Annotated in this window: 13 protein-coding genes; all 13 read left to right on the forward strand. The window is 55.3% G+C overall.

Annotation, left to right across the window (positions count from 1 at the left end; translation table 11 throughout):
* Positions 1 to 29: 29 nt before the first annotated feature.
* Positions 30 to 587: a ribosome recycling factor gene (gene frr, locus HB631_RS21370; protein WP_213993197.1), complete on the forward strand. Its 558-nt coding sequence runs from the start codon at positions 30 to 32 to the stop codon at positions 585 to 587.
* A 154-nt stretch (positions 588 to 741) separates the two neighbouring features.
* Positions 742 to 1,938 (forward strand): 1-deoxy-D-xylulose-5-phosphate reductoisomerase, encoded by a 1,197-nt coding sequence (gene ispC, locus HB631_RS21375; protein WP_213993198.1) that lies wholly within the window; start codon positions 742 to 744, stop codon positions 1,936 to 1,938.
* Positions 1,939 to 2,261: 323 nt separating this feature from the next.
* Positions 2,262 to 3,023 (forward strand): (2E,6E)-farnesyl-diphosphate-specific ditrans,polycis-undecaprenyl-diphosphate synthase, encoded by a 762-nt coding sequence (gene ispU / locus HB631_RS21380; RefSeq protein WP_213993199.1) that lies wholly within the window; start codon positions 2,262 to 2,264, stop codon positions 3,021 to 3,023.
* A gap of 9 nt (positions 3,024 to 3,032) precedes the next feature.
* Positions 3,033 to 3,890, forward strand: coding sequence for a phosphatidate cytidylyltransferase (gene cdsA / locus HB631_RS21385; RefSeq protein WP_213993200.1), 858 nt, complete (start codon positions 3,033 to 3,035; stop codon positions 3,888 to 3,890).
* A gap of 20 nt (positions 3,891 to 3,910) precedes the next feature.
* Complete coding sequence (rseP, locus tag HB631_RS21390; protein ID WP_213993201.1) at positions 3,911 to 5,266, forward strand: sigma E protease regulator RseP; 1,356 nt, start codon at positions 3,911 to 3,913, stop codon at positions 5,264 to 5,266.
* 36 nt (positions 5,267 to 5,302) lie between these two features.
* Positions 5,303 to 7,729, forward strand: a complete 2,427-nt coding sequence (gene bamA / locus HB631_RS21395; protein ID WP_213993202.1) for an outer membrane protein assembly factor BamA — start codon at positions 5,303 to 5,305, stop codon at positions 7,727 to 7,729.
* A 55-nt stretch (positions 7,730 to 7,784) separates the two neighbouring features.
* The gene (gene skp, locus HB631_RS21400; protein ID WP_213993203.1) at positions 7,785 to 8,282 is read left to right on the forward strand and encodes a molecular chaperone Skp; all 498 of its coding nucleotides are present in this window, start codon (positions 7,785 to 7,787) and stop codon (positions 8,280 to 8,282) included.
* 3 nt (positions 8,283 to 8,285) lie between these two features.
* Complete coding sequence (gene lpxD / locus HB631_RS21405) at positions 8,286 to 9,308, forward strand: UDP-3-O-(3-hydroxymyristoyl)glucosamine N-acyltransferase (protein WP_213993204.1); 1,023 nt, start codon at positions 8,286 to 8,288, stop codon at positions 9,306 to 9,308.
* Between the two features lie 151 nt (positions 9,309 to 9,459).
* Entirely contained in the window at positions 9,460 to 9,915 is a 456-nt protein-coding gene (gene fabZ, locus HB631_RS21410) for a 3-hydroxyacyl-ACP dehydratase FabZ (protein WP_213993205.1), read from the forward strand.
* 4 nt (positions 9,916 to 9,919) lie between these two features.
* A complete protein-coding gene (gene lpxA, locus HB631_RS21415) occupies positions 9,920 to 10,708 on the forward strand; it encodes an acyl-ACP--UDP-N-acetylglucosamine O-acyltransferase (RefSeq protein WP_213993206.1) in 789 nt (262 codons plus the stop codon).
* Positions 10,709 to 10,710: 2 nt separating this feature from the next.
* The gene (lpxB, locus tag HB631_RS21420; protein ID WP_213993207.1) at positions 10,711 to 11,859 is read left to right on the forward strand and encodes a lipid-A-disaccharide synthase; all 1,149 of its coding nucleotides are present in this window, start codon (positions 10,711 to 10,713) and stop codon (positions 11,857 to 11,859) included.
* Entirely contained in the window at positions 11,856 to 12,449 is a 594-nt protein-coding gene (rnhB, locus tag HB631_RS21425) for a ribonuclease HII (protein WP_213993208.1), read from the forward strand. The genes lpxB and rnhB overlap by 4 nt, the downstream gene beginning before the upstream one ends.
* Before the next feature lie 131 nt (positions 12,450 to 12,580).
* The gene (dnaE, locus tag HB631_RS21430) at positions 12,581 to 16,063 is read left to right on the forward strand and encodes a DNA polymerase III subunit alpha (RefSeq protein ID WP_213993209.1); all 3,483 of its coding nucleotides are present in this window, start codon (positions 12,581 to 12,583) and stop codon (positions 16,061 to 16,063) included.
* Positions 16,064 to 16,072: the final 9 nt, after the last annotated feature.

Consider the following 16,072-nt stretch of genomic DNA (forward strand, 5'->3'; position numbering starts at 1 on the left):
CGGATAACTCGTTTCCAAGGGTTCGCACCGTGATTAATGAAATTCGCAAAGATGCCGAAATGCGTATGGAAAAATGCGTCGAGGCATTCAAAAACCACATTAGCAAAATCCGTACCGGCCGCGCCTCTCCGGGCCTGCTTGATGGCATTCATGTTGAGTATTACGGTACGGCGACACCGTTGCGCCAACTGGCTAACGTGGTGGCCGAAGACTCCCGTACGCTGGCTATAACGGTATTTGATCGTTCGCTGGCCCCGGCGGTGGAAAAAGCGATCATGGCTTCCGATCTGGGATTGAATCCTTCGTCCGCCGGTACCGTGATCCGTGTTCCCCTGCCGGCGCTCACCGAGGAACGTCGCCGCGATCTGATCAAGGTTGTCCGGTCCGAGGCTGAGCAGGGCAGGGTATCGGTGCGCAATGTACGCCGCGACGCCAATGAAAAAGTGAAGGCCATGCTGAAAGATAAAGTGATCAGTGAAGATGAGGATCGTCGTTCACAGGACGAGATCCAAAAGCTTACCGATGGGTTTATCAAAAAGGTCGACAGCGCGCTTGCGGAAAAAGAAGCGGAATTAATGGAAATTTAACCTGCCGCCATTATAGTGACGCCGTAGCGGCAGATCCCGCGGGATCTGCCGCTACGGCTTTTTTTTGTCGGTAACGCCATAGACAAATGTTGCGCAACGTTTCAGACTATTGTGCTCCTATCATCCATTTGACTTGCGGTTTTCAGAGTACCTCATGAGGCATTTGACGATTCTTGGTTCTACCGGTTCCGTTGGCATCAATACGCTGGCCGTAATTAAACAAAATCCCGATAAATTCAGCGCCTACGCGCTGGTGGCCGGTAAAAATGTCGACGTGATGACCGAACAATGCCTGACCTTTCGGCCTGCCTATGCCTGTATGGCCGATGAGGCGTCGGCGCGGAAACTCAAACAGCGCCTGCACGACGCCGGAGCAACCACGGAGGTCATGGCGGGGTCTCGTGCGGCCTGTGAGCTGGCTGAGATGGACAAGGTGGATCAGGTGATGGCGGCCATCGTCGGCGCCGCCGGTTTAATGCCGACCCTGGCGGCTCTGCGCGCCGGCAAAAGCGTGTTGTTGGCAAACAAAGAGTCGTTGGTGACCTGCGGCCGCTTGTTTATGAACGAAGCCCGCCGCAGCAATGCTCAGCTTTTGCCGGTGGATAGCGAACATAACGCGATTTTTCAGAGTTTGCCTGAACCCATTCAACACCGGTTAGGCTACGCTTCACTGGAAGAGAATGGGGTATCCAGCATTATTCTTACCGGTTCCGGCGGTCCCTTCAGAGAAACCCCGCTGGCGGATTTGGCGGCTAAAACGCCGGATCAGGCCTGTGCCCATCCGAACTGGTCCATGGGACGTAAAATCTCGGTAGACTCGGCGACGATGATGAACAAAGGCCTGGAATATATTGAAGCACGCTGGTTATTCAACGCTTCGGCGGAGCAAATGGAAGTCATCCTGCATCCGCAGTCGGTGATTCATTCCATGGTTCGCTATCGCGACGGCAGCGTGCTTGCCCAATTGGGCTCGCCGGATATGCGCACACCCATAGCCCATGCCATGGCTTATCCCCACCGGGTGACGACGGGGGTCGAGACGCTTGATTTCCACCGCATCGGCCAGTTGACATTCGAGCGTCCGGACTACGCGCGCTACCCTTGTTTGCAGTTGGCGATCCTCGCCTCCGATCTCGGCCAGGCGGCCACTACGACGCTTAACGCCGCCAATGAAGTGGCGGTGGCGGCATTTCTGCATGGGGAAATCGGATTTACCGATATCGCCGCGTTAAACCGTACCGTGCTGGAGGGAATGGCGTTGACCGAACCTCACAGCATCGAAGATGTGATAGCCATCGATCTGGAAGCGCGCAGCAATGCGGGGCGTGAAATCAGGGCGTTAATGCATTAACCGGTTCGCCTGGAGCGCTTGCCTGATTTGTTCCGCCGCTGTCGAAATGTTATAGTCAGCGCCACCTCCCTCCTGGGCTGACGGTTGACTGGAAAAACGTCAGGAGCGAGCCGTGTGAGCGCACGGCTTTTTTGCGTATTCGGGGCCTATTGTTCCGGAAAGATGGTTGAATACCCAAAATAATTCGAATTGCAGGAAGGCGGCGACGCAGAGAATCCCCAGGAGCTTACGAAGGTAAGTGACTGGGGTGAGCGAGGAAAGCCAACGCACCCGCAGTTTGAAGTATGATGGGTATATTCTTATTGAGGAAATACGTAAGCGTTATGTCGTCCGAAAATCAGCAAGAGGCTACTGTTCCGCTGTTATCCGCGCCACGGCATGTGGCCATCATTATGGATGGCAACGGCCGTTGGGCGAAAAGCCGTGGAAAATTACGTATCTTCGGTCATAAAGCGGGTGTGAAATCGGTCCGGCGCGCGGTCAGCTTTGCCGTAAGCCATCATTTCGATGCGCTGACCCTATATGCGTTCAGCAGTGAGAACTGGAATCGGCCGATGCAGGAAGTCTCCGCACTGATGGAACTGTTTGTCAGGGCATTGGACAGCGAAGTGAAAAGCCTGCATAAGCACAACGTACGCTTACGTATTATCGGCGATACCAGCCGTTTCGGTCTTCGTCTGCAGGAGCGGATTCGTCGCTCCGAGGCGCTAACGCAAAATAACGATGGCCTAACATTGAATATTGCCGCGAATTATGGCGGCCGTTGGGATATCATTCAGGGCGTGAAACAACTGGCTGAAAAAGTACAAGAAGGTCTTTTGCGTCCGGATCAGATTGATGAGGATGCGCTGTGCCGTCATGTCTGTCTGCACGAACTGTCGCCGGTGGATTTGGTCATTCGCACCGGTGGCGAACACCGTATCAGTAACTTCTTGTTATGGCAGATAGCTTATGCCGAACTTTACTTTACCGATGTGCTGTGGCCGGATTTTGACGAAGATGTTTTTGAAGGTGCGCTGAATGCATTTGCTCAACGCGAGCGGCGTTTCGGGGGAACTACACCTAATGATGCCGATGCGTCCTAGGGGGGATTTTTGCTGAAGTCTCGCTTGATTACTGCCTTTATTTTAATACCGATTGTTATTGCCGCGCTCTTTTTGCTGCCTCCGGTGGGTTTTGCGCTGGTCACCCTGGCGGTATGTATGTTGGCCGCATGGGAATGGGGTCAATTCGCGGGTCTGCCTGCACGCAGTCAACGGATCTGGCTGGCTATCCTGTGCGGCTTGCTGCTGGCGTTAATGATGCTGACCATTCCCGATTACCACCCCTTTACTTCCGCCTGGCAGGTGGAATACGCATTGGGCGCCTCCCTGGTATGGTGGCTGGCGGCCCTGGTGCTGGTACTATGCTATCCGCAATCCGCGGCTTTGTGGCGCCGTTCAAGCTCCCTGCGGCTGTTATTCGGTATCCTGACCATCGTGCCTTTTTTTTGGGGCATGCTGGCGCTGCGCCAGCATCAGTATTCCCTGAATCATTTTATCGGCGCCTGGTGGTTACTCTACGTCATGCTGTTGGTGTGGGGCGCGGATTCAGGCGCTTACCTGTTTGGGCGGGCGCTGGGCCGGCATAAGCTGGCGCCCAGAGTTTCCCCCGGAAAAACCTGGGAAGGATTGGCGGGCGGCCTGCTGACCTCGGCGGTATTGTCCTGGCTGTTCGGCAAGTACGCGCCGCTGGATGCCGCACCTCTGAGCCTGCTGCTCTGTTCGGTCATCGCGGTGATGGCCTCGGTTTTGGGAGATTTAACGGAAAGCATGTTTAAACGTGAAGCCGGTATCAAGGACAGCGGCCATCTGATACCGGGGCACGGAGGCGTTTTGGATCGCATTGATAGCCTGACCGCCGCGGTGCCGGTTTTTGCCTGTTTGATGCTGCTGATTTTTAGAGCTATTTAATCGAGGAGCCAGGAGTTATCATGTTGCACTTTCTCTGGAGTCTCGCTGCGTTTATCGTTGCACTGGGCATATTGATTACGGTGCATGAGTTCGGCCATTTCTGGGTGGCGCGCCGGTGCGGAGTCACCGTGGAGCGCTTCTCCATCGGTTTCGGCCGCGCCTTGTGGCGCTGGACGGATCGTCGCGGCACCGAGTATGTTATTGCGGCTATCCCCCTGGGGGGATATGTGAAAATGCTTGATGAGCGGGTGGATACCGTGCCGCCGGAACGCCGTCATGAAGCCTTCAATCATAAAAAGATATGGCAGCGCGCCGCCATTATCAGCGCGGGTCCCATTGCCAATTTTATTTTTGCGGTGTTTGCCTATTGGCTGGTGTTTATTATCGGTGTGCCGAGTTTTCGTCCGGTTATCGGTGAGGTTACCCCTGATTCTATCGTTGCCCAGGCGGAAATTTCACCGGGCATGGAACTAAAGTCGGTTGACGGCATCGAAACGCCTGACTGGGATTCGGTTCGTTTAGAATTGATTGGTAAAATAGGCGACAACCAGACCACGGTGGGCGTCGCTCAATTCGGTTCTCCACAGGTGGAGAGAAAAACCCTCGATTTGCGCAACTGGAAATTCGAGCCGGATAAGCAGGATCCGATTATTGCATTGGGGATCATTCCCCGCGGTCCGCAAATAGAGCCGGTGCTGTCGGAAGTTCAAAAAGCCTCCGCGGCGGAGAAAGCCGGTTTGCAAGCAGGCGACAGGATCGTTAAAGTCGATAGTCGCCCGCTGGTGCGCTGGCAGGATTTTGTTATGCAGGTGCGTGACAAACCCGGCCAGCCGCTGTTGCTGGAAATAGAACGGCGGGGAGAAACGTTGCCGATTACCCTGACGCCCGACGAAAGAACGGTGGGTAGAGGCGAGGTGGAAGGTTTCGCGGGGGTGGTGCCACAAGTGATACCGCTGCCCGAGGAGTATAAAACGATACGCCAGTACGGCCTGATTCCTGCGGTTTATCAGGCTGGCGATAAAACCTGGCAACTGATGAAGTTAACCGTCGGTATGCTGGGTAAACTGGTGACGGGGGATGTGAAGCTGAATAACCTGAGCGGGCCGATTTCAATAGCCCAGGGCGCGGGGATGTCGGCGGAATATGGTTTGGTTTATTACCTGATGTTCCTGGCGCTGATCAGCGTCAACCTGGGTATTATCAATCTGTTCCCGTTACCGGTGTTAGATGGTGGTCACTTGCTCTTCCTGGCGATAGAAAAGCTTAAGGGTGGGCCGGTTTCCGAACGAGTGCAGGATTTCAGTTATCGCATCGGTTCGATTTTGCTGGTGTTGTTAATGGGACTTGCCCTTTTCAATGATTTCTCCCGGCTCTAGCGCCGGGGATTATGTTAGGAAGAACGCATAACCACGATGGCGATGAAAAAGTTGCTCATAGCGTCGCTGCTTCTTAGCAGCGCCACCGTATACGGTGCAGACGGGTTCGTAGTGAAGGACATTCATTTCGAAGGACTGCAACGAGTCGCCGTCGGTGCGGCGTTACTCAGTATGCCGGTACGTGTCGGAGACACGGCCAGTGATGAAGATATCGGCAATACTATCCGCGCCTTATTTGCCACCGGAAACTTTGAGGATGTCCGGGTGCTGCGTGATGGAGATACGCTGGTCGTTCAGGTCAAGGAGCGCCCCTCCATTGCCAGTATCACCTTTTCCGGCAATAAAGCGGTGAAAGAAGAACAGCTCAAGCAGAATCTCGACGCCCAAGGGGTCCGCGTCGGCGAAGCGCTGGATCGCACCACCATCTCCAATATTGAGAAGGGGCTTGAGGATTTTTATTACAGTGTCGGCAAATACAGCGCGACGGTGAAAGCCGTGGTGACGCCATTGCCGCGTAACCGGGTGGATCTGAAATTTGTCTTCACTGAAGGCCTTTCAGCCAAAATCCAGCAGATCAATATCGTCGGCAACCATGCCTTCACCACCGATGAGCTGGTATCCCGGTTCCAACTGCGGGACGAAGTGCCGTGGTGGAACGTCGTGGGGGATCGCAAATACGAGAAGCAAAAGCTGGCGGGCGATCTGGAGACATTGCGCAGCTACTATCTGGATCGCGGTTATGCGCGCTTTAGTATCGATTCCACCCAGGTCAGTCTGACGCCGGATAAAAAAGGCATCTACATCACCCTGAACATTACCGAAGGCGCGCAGTATACGCTGTCCGGTACGGTGGTGAACGGTAATCTGGCCGGCCATTCCGCCGAAATCGACGCCTTGTCCAAGGTTAAGCCGGGTGATTTGTACAGCGGCGCCAAAGTCACCAAAATGGAAAACGACATCAAGCAGCTGCTGGGTCGTTACGGCTACGCCTATCCCCGCGTGGTGACACAGCCCGAGATAGACGACACCGCCAAGACCGTGAAGCTCCATATCAACGTTGATGCGGGTAACCGTTACTACGTTCGGCGCATAAGGTTCGAAGGCAACGACATCACCAAGGATGAAGTCCTTCGCCGTCAGATGCGCCAGATGGAAGGCGCCTGGCTGGGCAGCAATCTGGTGGATCAGGGCAAGGAACGTTTGAACCGGCTCGGCTATTTTGAAACCGTCGATGCCGACACCCAGCGCGTGCCAGGCACCGACGACCAGGTTGACGTGGTTTATAAGGTCAAGGAGCGTAATACCGGCAGCATCAACTTCGGTATCGGTTTCGGTACCGAAAGCGGTGTCAGCTTCCAGTTCGGGATTCAGCAGGACAACTGGCTGGGTACCGGTAACTCGGTGGGTATCAGCGGTACCAAGAACGATTATCAGACCTACGCCGAACTCTCTCTCACCGACCCCTTCTTCACCGTTGACGGTGTGAGCCTGGGGGGACGTATTTTCTATAACGACTTTAAGGCGGACGACGCCGATCTGTCGGATTATACCAACAAGAGCTACGGTATCGGCTCTACGCTGGGCTTCCCTATCAGTGATACCAATTCACTGAACTTCGGCGTGGATTATGTCCACAATGATTTGTCGAACATGCAACCCCAGATTGCCATGTGGCGTTATCTGAATTCCAACGGCATTTTCCCGAAGATCGTGGTGGGTGAAAACGAAACGTCCGACTCCGATTTCAGCGCCGATGACTTCTTCTTCACTTCAGGCTGGAGTTACAACAATCTCGACCGGGGATATTTCCCGACCTCCGGCACCACCGCCAGCCTGAGCGGTAAAGTCACCGTTCCGGGTTCCGATAACAAATATTACAAGGTGACCTTCGACACCACCAGCTATCTGCCGCTGACCGACAATGGCAGCTGGGTGCTGATGGGCCGCGGACGCGCCGGTTATGCCGATGGTTTGAGCGGCAAGGAAGTGCCGTTCTACGACAACTTCTTCGCCGGCGGTTCCACCACGGTGCGTGGTTTCCGGTCCAATACCATCGGGCCGAAAGCCATTTATTACAATTGCGCCGCCGGAGCCACCTCCTACAGCGCCTGTCCGCTGGATAAATCCAGTGACGCGGTGGGGGGGAACGCCATGGCGTTGTTAAGCGCGGAATTGATCGTGCCGACGCCGTTTGTCAGCGCAAAATACGCCAACTCCATCCGTACCTCGTTCTTTGTGGACAGCGGCACGGTATGGGATACCGCCTGGCAGAATACCGCGCAGACCCGCGCGGCGGGGGTGCCGGACTATAGTGAACCCGGCAATATCCGTGTTTCCAGCGGTTTCGCGTTGCAATGGATGTCACCATTGGGGCCGTTGGTCTTCTCCTACGCCCAGCCGGTTAAAAAACAAGAAGGCGACAAAGCCGAGCAGTTCCAGTTTAATATTGGTAAAACGTGGTAGTATTGCGTCGATTTGAAATGATTTTAAACATACATGTAGGGTTAAGGAGTTTATAGTGAAAAAGTGGTTGTATGCCGCGGGCCTCGGATTAGCATTGGCTGCCTCAGCCAGCGTGCAAGCTGCTGATAAAATTGCTGTCGTCAATATTGCGAGTATTTTTCAGCAATTACCTCAGCGCGCTACTGTAGCTGCGCAGCTTGAAAATGAGTTCAAGGGTCGCGCTGCTGATCTGCAAGCTCAAGAAAAGGACCTGCAAAGCAAAATGCAACGTCTGCAACGTGACGGCTCTACCATGAAGGCCAGCGATCGCAGCCGTATGGAAAAAGACGTCATGGCTCAGCGTGAGGATTTTTCCGCCAAAGCCCAGGCTTTTGAGCAGGACAACCGTCGCCGTCAGGCAGAAGAACGCAATAAAATCCTGAGCCGTATTCAGGATGCGGTGAAAACCGTCGCCAGCAAACAAGGCTATGATATCGTTATCGATACCAACGCCGTGGCGTATGCCGGTGCTTCACAAGACATTACTTCCGACGTGTTGAAACAGGTCAAATAAGTCATGCCTTTAATTCGACTTGCTGATTTAGCGCAGCAGTTGGATGCACAATTGCACGGTGATGGCGATCTCGTCATCACCGGCATTGCCTCCATGGGTTCCGCCTCCGCCGGCCAAATCACTTTTCTGGCCGACAGCCGCTTTCATGAAAAACTTTCTACCTGCCAGGCCTCGGCCGTGGTGCTTTCCGCCGCCGATTTGCCTTACTGCAAAAGCGCGGCGCTGGTGGTCAAAAATCCCTATCTGACTTATGCCCGCATGGCGCAACTGATGGATACCACCCCGGCGCCGGCGGAAGATATCGCCGCCAGCGCGGTAATATCCCCGGCGGCGCAGCTGGGCAAGCAGGTAGCCGTCGGTGCCAACGCGGTTATCGAATCCGGTGTCATCCTGGGGGATAACGTCATTATCGGCCCGGGTTGTTTTATCGGTAAAAATAGTAAAATCGGGACAGGCACAAGGTTATGGGCCAATGTCACCGTATATCATGAAGTCCGTATCGGCGAGCATTGCCTGATACAGTCCGGGACGGTTATTGGCGCCGATGGTTTCGGTTATGCCAACGATCGCGGTACCTGGATCAAAATTCCTCAGCTGGGCACGGTGATTGTGGGCGACAAGGTTGAAATCGGGGCCTGTACCACCATTGATCGTGGTGCTCTTGATGATACCGTTATCGGTAACGGCGTCATTATCGATAATCAGTGCCAGATTGCACATAACGTTATTATTGGCGACAATACTGCTGTTGCCGGCGGTGTGATTATGGCCGGCAGCTTGACCATCGGCCGTTATTGCATGATTGGCGGTGCCAGCGTCATTAACGGCCATATGGAAATTTGTGACAAGGTGACCATTACCGGTATGGGAATGGTGATGAGACCTATCACTGAACCCGGCGTATACTCTTCGGGTATTCCATTGCAGCCCAATAAAGTTTGGCGAAAGACCGCAGCGCTGGTCATGAATATCAGCGAGATGAGCAAGCGATTAAAAGCTATCGAGCGAAAATCAGCAAAAGACTAACCGCCTTCGCCAACTGAGCTGATAATGCGCGTTCGGGCCTTATGCCTGACGAAGACATTTTTTTATTTGCGGCCTGCTAATGTACCCATAATCGGGTTATTGCAGGCCGTGTTGTTACTGCCATCGTTTTTTTTAAGACAGGAAGAGTATTTTGACTACTGACACACATACTCTGCAAATAGAAGAGATATTGGAATTATTGCCCCACCGCTTTCCATTTCTGCTCGTGGATCGCGTTCTGGATTTTGAAAAAGGGAAATTCTTGCGCGCGGTAAAAAATGTCTCCTACAACGAGCCGTTTTTTCAGGGACATTTCCCCGGTAAACCTATTTTTCCGGGGGTGCTGATTCTCGAAGCGATGGCTCAGGCGACGGGGATACTGGCATTCAAGAGCGTCGGTAAACTGGAACCCGGTGAACTATACTATTTTGCAGCAGTGGATAACGCTCGTTTCAAACGTCCGGTTCAGCCCGGCGATCAGATGATCCTCGAGGTTGAATTTATCAAAGAGCGCCGCGGAGTTGCTCGGTTCCAGGGAGTTGCCAAGGTAGACGGCGAGATAGCCTGTGAAGCGTCAATGATGTGCGCCCGCCGTCGGGAGTCCTGATAACGTGATAGATCAATCCGCCTTTATCCATCCCAGCTCCATCGTTGAAGACGGTGCCATACTTCATGCCGGCGTCCATATCGGACCCTTCTGCTTTATCGGCCCACAGGTGGAAATCGGCGCCGGTACGGTGCTGAAATCCCATGTGGTCATTAACGGCATCACCCGAATCGGTGAAGAAAACCAGGTCTATCAGTTCGCCACCATCGGCGAAGTGAATCAGGATCTGAAATATGCTGGTGAGCCCACCCGGGTGGAAATCGGCAACCGCAATCGGATCCGCGAAAGCGTGACTATCCATCGCGGTACCGTGCAAGGCGGTGAGGTGACCCGGGTCGGCAACGATAATCTGCTGATGGTCAATACGCACATCGCCCATGACTGTCGCGTGGCCAATCACTGTATTCTGGCGAACAACGCCACCCTTGGGGGCCATGTCTCCATTGATGATTACGCCATTATCGGCGGCATGACCGCGGTGCATCAGTTTTGCTCCATCGGCGCCCATGTCATGGTGGGTGGATGTTCCGGCGTCGCCCAGGACGTCCCGCCCTATTTAATAGCCCAGGGTAATCATGCCACGCCTTTCGGCCTTAATATTGAAGGGCTGAAGCGTCGGGGTTTTGATAAAGAAGCGCTGCAAGCCATCCGTTCCGCCTATAAATTGATCTACCGCAGCGGTAAAACCCTGGACGAGATCAAGCCGGAACTCGAGGTGATGGCGGCACAGCATCCGGCGGTGGGGGCATTCACCGAATTTCTTGCCCGTTCACAGCGGGGCATCATTCGCTGATTATGTCCGCGCCTTCCGTGGTTATCGGCCTGGTGGCCGGCGAGGCGTCAGGGGATATCCTCGGCGCGGGACTGATTCGCGCCCTCCGGCGGCATTTGCCCGAAGCCCGTTTTGTCGGCGTGGCCGGGCCGCGCATGCTGGCCGAGGGATGCGAGGCCTGGTATGAAATGGAAGAGCTGGCGGTGATGGGGGTGGTGGAAGTGGTGGAACGCTTGCCGCGTTTGCTGAAGATTCGCCGTGACCTGACCCGGCGTTTCGGCGCGTTGATGCCGGATGTGTTTGTCGGCATAGACGCCCCCGACTTTAATATCACCCTGGAAGGCCGGTTGAAACGCCGCGGCATCCACACTATTCACTATGTCAGCCCCTCCGTATGGGCCTGGCGTCAGAAGCGGGTGTTTAAAATCGGTCGGGCCACCGACAATGTGCTGGCGTTTTTACCGTTTGAAAAAGCCTTCTACGATCGTTTTAACGTTCCCTGCCAGTTTATCGGCCATACCCTGGCGGACGCCATGCCCCTGGTCCCCGACAAAACTGCGGCGCGGCAAGCGCTGGGTATTCCCGTCGCGGCCCGCTGTCTGGCGTTGCTGCCCGGCAGCCGCAGCGCCGAAGTGGAGATGCTCAGCGCGGACTTCCTGCATACCGCCCAATTGCTCAGCGGGCATTTTCCCGATCTTGAGATCCTGGTACCGCTGGTAAATGCCCGCCGACGCGAACAGTTTGAAAAAATCAAAGCGCGGGCCGCCCCCCGTCTCCGGGTACATTTGTTGGACGGGCACGCGCGGGAAGCCATGATAGCCGGAGACGCCGCCTTACTGGCGTCAGGCACCGCCGCCCTGGAGTGCATGCTGGCCAAATGCCCGATGGTGGTGGGTTATCGCATGAAACCGCTGACCTTTTGGCTGGCGCGCCGGCTGGTGAAAACCCCCTACGTTTCCCTGCCCAATCTGCTGGCGGGCCGTGAATTGGTGACGGAGCTGCTTCAGGAAGAGTGCGTGCCGGAGAAGCTGGCGGCGGCGCTGCTGCCGCTATTGAACAGCGACACCCGCAGCCGGGAACTCAAAGAGACCTTCCTGGAGCTGCATAAAAGTATTCGCTGCAATGCCGATGAGCAGGCCGCCCAGGCGGTCATGAAACTCATAACATTATGACGGAATTGTTTGTCTATCCGATAGCCCGGTGCATCGCCGGCGTCGATGAAGTAGGACGCGGCCCGCTGGTGGGGGCGGTGGTGACCGCCGCGGTAATCCTGGATCCCTTACGTCCGATTTGCGGTCTGGCGGATTCAAAAAAACTCAGTGAAAAACGCCGCCTGGCGCTCTACGATGAAATTCAGGATAAAGCCCTGGCCTGGAGCCTGGGCCGCGCCGAGGCGGTGGAAATCGATCGCTTGAACATCTTTCACGCCACTCTGCTGGCCATGCAGCGGGCGATACAGGGGCTGTCTCTGGCCCCGGATTACGTCTTAATCGATGGCAATCGCTGTCCGGTGCTGCCTATGCCGTCCCTGGCGGTGGTCAAAGGTGATAACCTGGTGGCGGAAATCAGCGCCGCATCGATTATGGCCAAAGTGTCACGAGACCGTGAAATGGCCGAATTGGATTTGGAGTTTCCCGGATACGGTTTTGCTCAACATAAAGGCTATCCCACCGCGTATCATCTGGAAAAACTGGCGCTGCTGGGGGCGACAGTGCATCATCGGCGGAGTTTCGGCCCGGTGAAGCGGGTACTGGGGCTGTGATGAGATTTCGAGATGCCGTGCGGTTTTTAGGCCCATAAATTAAAATACCCTAGATAATTCAAGGCGCAGGAAAGCCAACGCACCTGCAACTTGAAGTATCACGGGTATAATCAACCTTTGGTGGCAGGATAATGACCGAACCCCGTTTTATTCACCTGCGGGTGCACAGCGACTATTCCATGATCGACGGGCTGGCCAAAGTCGGCCCATTGGTGAAAAAAGCCGCGGCGCTCAAGATGCCCGCGCTAGCCATCACCGATTTTACCAACCTGTGCGGACTGGTGAAATTCTACGGCAGCGCCCATGGCGCGGGTATCAAACCCATTGTCGGCGCGGATGTCCTGGTGCAAAGCGAGATGCTGGGAGACGAACTGGCGGAACTGACCATTCTGGCGGCGGACAATACCGGCTATCAAAACCTGACTCTGCTGGTTTCGGAAGCCTATCAGCGAGGCTACGGGGCCGCCGGACCGATTATCGACCGGGATTGGCTGATTACCCACAGCGAGGGTCTGCTGCTGCTCTCCGGCGCCCGCAAAGGGGACGTGGGCAAGTTTCTCCTGCGCGGCAATAAACCGCAGGTGGAGCAGTGCCTGGAGTTCTATAAGCAGTATTTCCCCAATCGCTACTATCTTGAGCTGATACGCACCGGCCGGCCGGATGAAGAGACCTATCTGCACGCGGCGGTGGCCATCGCCATCGAACATCAATTACCGGTGGTGGCCACCAATGATGTCCGCTTCCTCGCCGAGGACGATTTCGACGCTCATGAAATCCGCGTGGCGATCCATGACGGTTTCACCCTGGACGATCCTAAAAGACCCCGTCATTACAGTTCCCAGCAGTTTATGCGCAGCGAAGAGCAAATGTGCGAGCTGTTCGCCGATCTGCCGGAAGCGCTGCTCAACAGCGTTGAAATCGCCAAGCGGTGTAATGTCACTATCCGGCTGGGGGAATATTTTCTGCCGCAATTCCCCACCGGCGATATGTCCACGGAAGACTTTCTGGTGGCCCGCGCCCACGAGGGGCTGGAAGAACGGCTGGCTTTTTTGTTTCCCGACCCGCAGGAGCGCCAGTCCAAACGGACGCCTTATGACGAGCGGCTGGAGCGGGAACTCCAGGTTATCAACCAGATGGGATTCCCCGGTTACTTCCTGATTGTGATGGAATTTATCCAGTGGTCCAAGGACAACGGCGTACCGGTCGGCCCGGGACGCGGCTCGGGTGCGGGATCGGTGGTGGCATACTCCCTGAAAATCACCGATTTGGATCCGCTGGCGTTCGATTTGCTGTTTGAACGGTTCCTTAATCCCGAACGTGTCTCTATGCCCGACTTTGATGTGGATTTTTGCATGGAGAAGCGGGATCTGGTGATAGATCACGTGGCGGAAACCTACGGGCGGGACGCGGTTTCCCAAATTATCACTTTCGGCACCATGGCGGCCAAAGCGGTTATCCGCGACGTCGGCAGGGTGCTGGGCCATCCTTACGGTTTTGTCGACCGCATTTCCAAGCTGGTGCCCCTCGACCCGGGCATGACGCTGGAAAAAGCCTTTGTCGCCGAACCGCAGCTGCAGGCCATCTACGACGCCGACGAAGAAGTCAGGTCGTTGATCGACATGGCGCGCAAGCTGGAAGGGGTAACCCGTAATGCGGGTAAACATGCCGGCGGCGTGGTGATCTCTCCCACCAAAATCACCGATTTCGCTCCGCTGTATTGCGATGCCGAGGGTAATCACCCGGTCACACAGTTTGATAAAAACGATGTGGAATATACCGGACTGGTGAAGTTTGACTTCCTCGGACTGCGCACTCTGACCATCATCAACTGGGCGCTGGAAATGATCAACGCCCGGCGCGGCAGGCAGGGCTTGCCGCCGGTGGATATCGCCGCCATTCCGCTAGATGACAAAAAAAGTTTCGACATGCTGCAGCGCTCGGAAACCACCGCGGTTTTCCAGCTGGAATCCCGCGGCATGAAGGATCTTATCAAGCGTCTGCAGCCTGACTGCTTTGAAGACATGATAGCCCTGGTGGCGCTGTTCAGACCCGGGCCGCTGCAATCCGGCATGGTGGATAACTTTATCGACCGTAAACACGGCCGCGAGGCGCTGTCATATCCGGATATCCAATGGCAGCACGAATCCCTGCGGCCGGTGCTGGAACCCACCTACGGCATTATCCTGTATCAGGAACAGGTGATGCAGATTGCCCAGGTGCTGGCGGGATATACGCTTGGGGGGGCGGATATGCTGCGCCGCGCCATGGGTAAAAAGAAACTGGAAGAGATGGTCAAGCAACGGTCGGTGTTCAAGGCCGGTGCGGAAAGTATCGGCGTCGACGGCGAACTGGCGATGCATATTTTCGACCTGGTGGAAAAATTCGCCGGTTACGGTTTTAACAAATCGCACTCCGCCGCCTATGCGCTGGTATCCTACCAGACGCTATGGTTAAAGGCGCACTATCCGGCCGAGTTTATGGCGGCGGTGATGACCGCCGATATGGATAATACCGAAAAGGTAGTGGGACTGGTGGACGAATGCTGGCGCATGGGGCTGAAGGTCTTGCCGCCGGATATTAACAGCGGACAGTACCATTTCCATGTCAATGACGAAGGTGAAATCGTCTATGGCATCGGCGCCATCAAAGGGGTGGGGGAAGGTCCGATTGAGGCCATTATCGATGCCCGCAACCTGGATGGACACTTCAAAGAGCTGTTTGATTTATGCGCCCGCACCGATATTAAAAAGCTTAACCGCCGGATGCTGGAGAAATTAATCATGTCCGGCGCGTTCGACCGGCTTGGTCCCCATCGCGCGGCGCTGATGAATTCCCTTGGGGATGCGCTCAAAGCGGCTGAACAGCATTCAAAAGCCGAAGCCATCGGGCAGGGTGATATGTTCGGCGTACTGGCCGAGGCGCCGGAAGCGGTGGAAGCCTCTTACAGTACGGTTCCGCCCTGGCCGGAACATGTGGTGCTGGACGGTGAGCGGGAGACCCTCGGGCTTTACCTGACCGGCCATCCCATTACCCGTTATTTGAAGGAAATCGAGCGTTATGCCGGCGGTTTGCGGCTCAAGGACATGCATCCCACCGACCGTGGTAAAATGGTCACCGCGGCGGGTTTAGTGTTGTCGGCCCGCGTGATGGTGACCAAACGGGGCAACCGTATCGGCGTTTGTACCTTGGACGATCGCTCCGGGCGTTTGGACGTGATGCTGTTCACCGACGCCCTGGAGAAATATCAGCATTTGCTGGAAAAAGACCGTATCCTGATAGCCCAGGGACAGGTCAGCTTTGACGACTTTAACGGCGGCCTTAAAATGACTGCCCGCGAGCTGATGGATATCAGCGAAGCGCGTGAAAAATATGCCCGCGGGCTTGCTATATCGCTGACCGACAGGCAAATTGATGACCAGCTTTTAAACCGTCTCCGCTTATCGTTGGAACCGCATCGATCGGGGACGATTCCAGTGCATCTTTATTACCAACGTGAAGATGCTCGTGCCAGGTTAAGATTTGGCGCGACATGGCGTGTCACGCCGACCGACCGGTTGCTGAATGATCTGCGTACTCTGGTGGGCAACGAGCAGGTGGAACTGGAATTTGACTAATATAGGAAT

It is taken from the genome of Sodalis sp. dw_96 (assembly GCF_018449575.1).
In the GTDB taxonomy this organism is placed as follows: domain Bacteria; phylum Pseudomonadota; class Gammaproteobacteria; order Enterobacterales; family Enterobacteriaceae; genus Acerihabitans.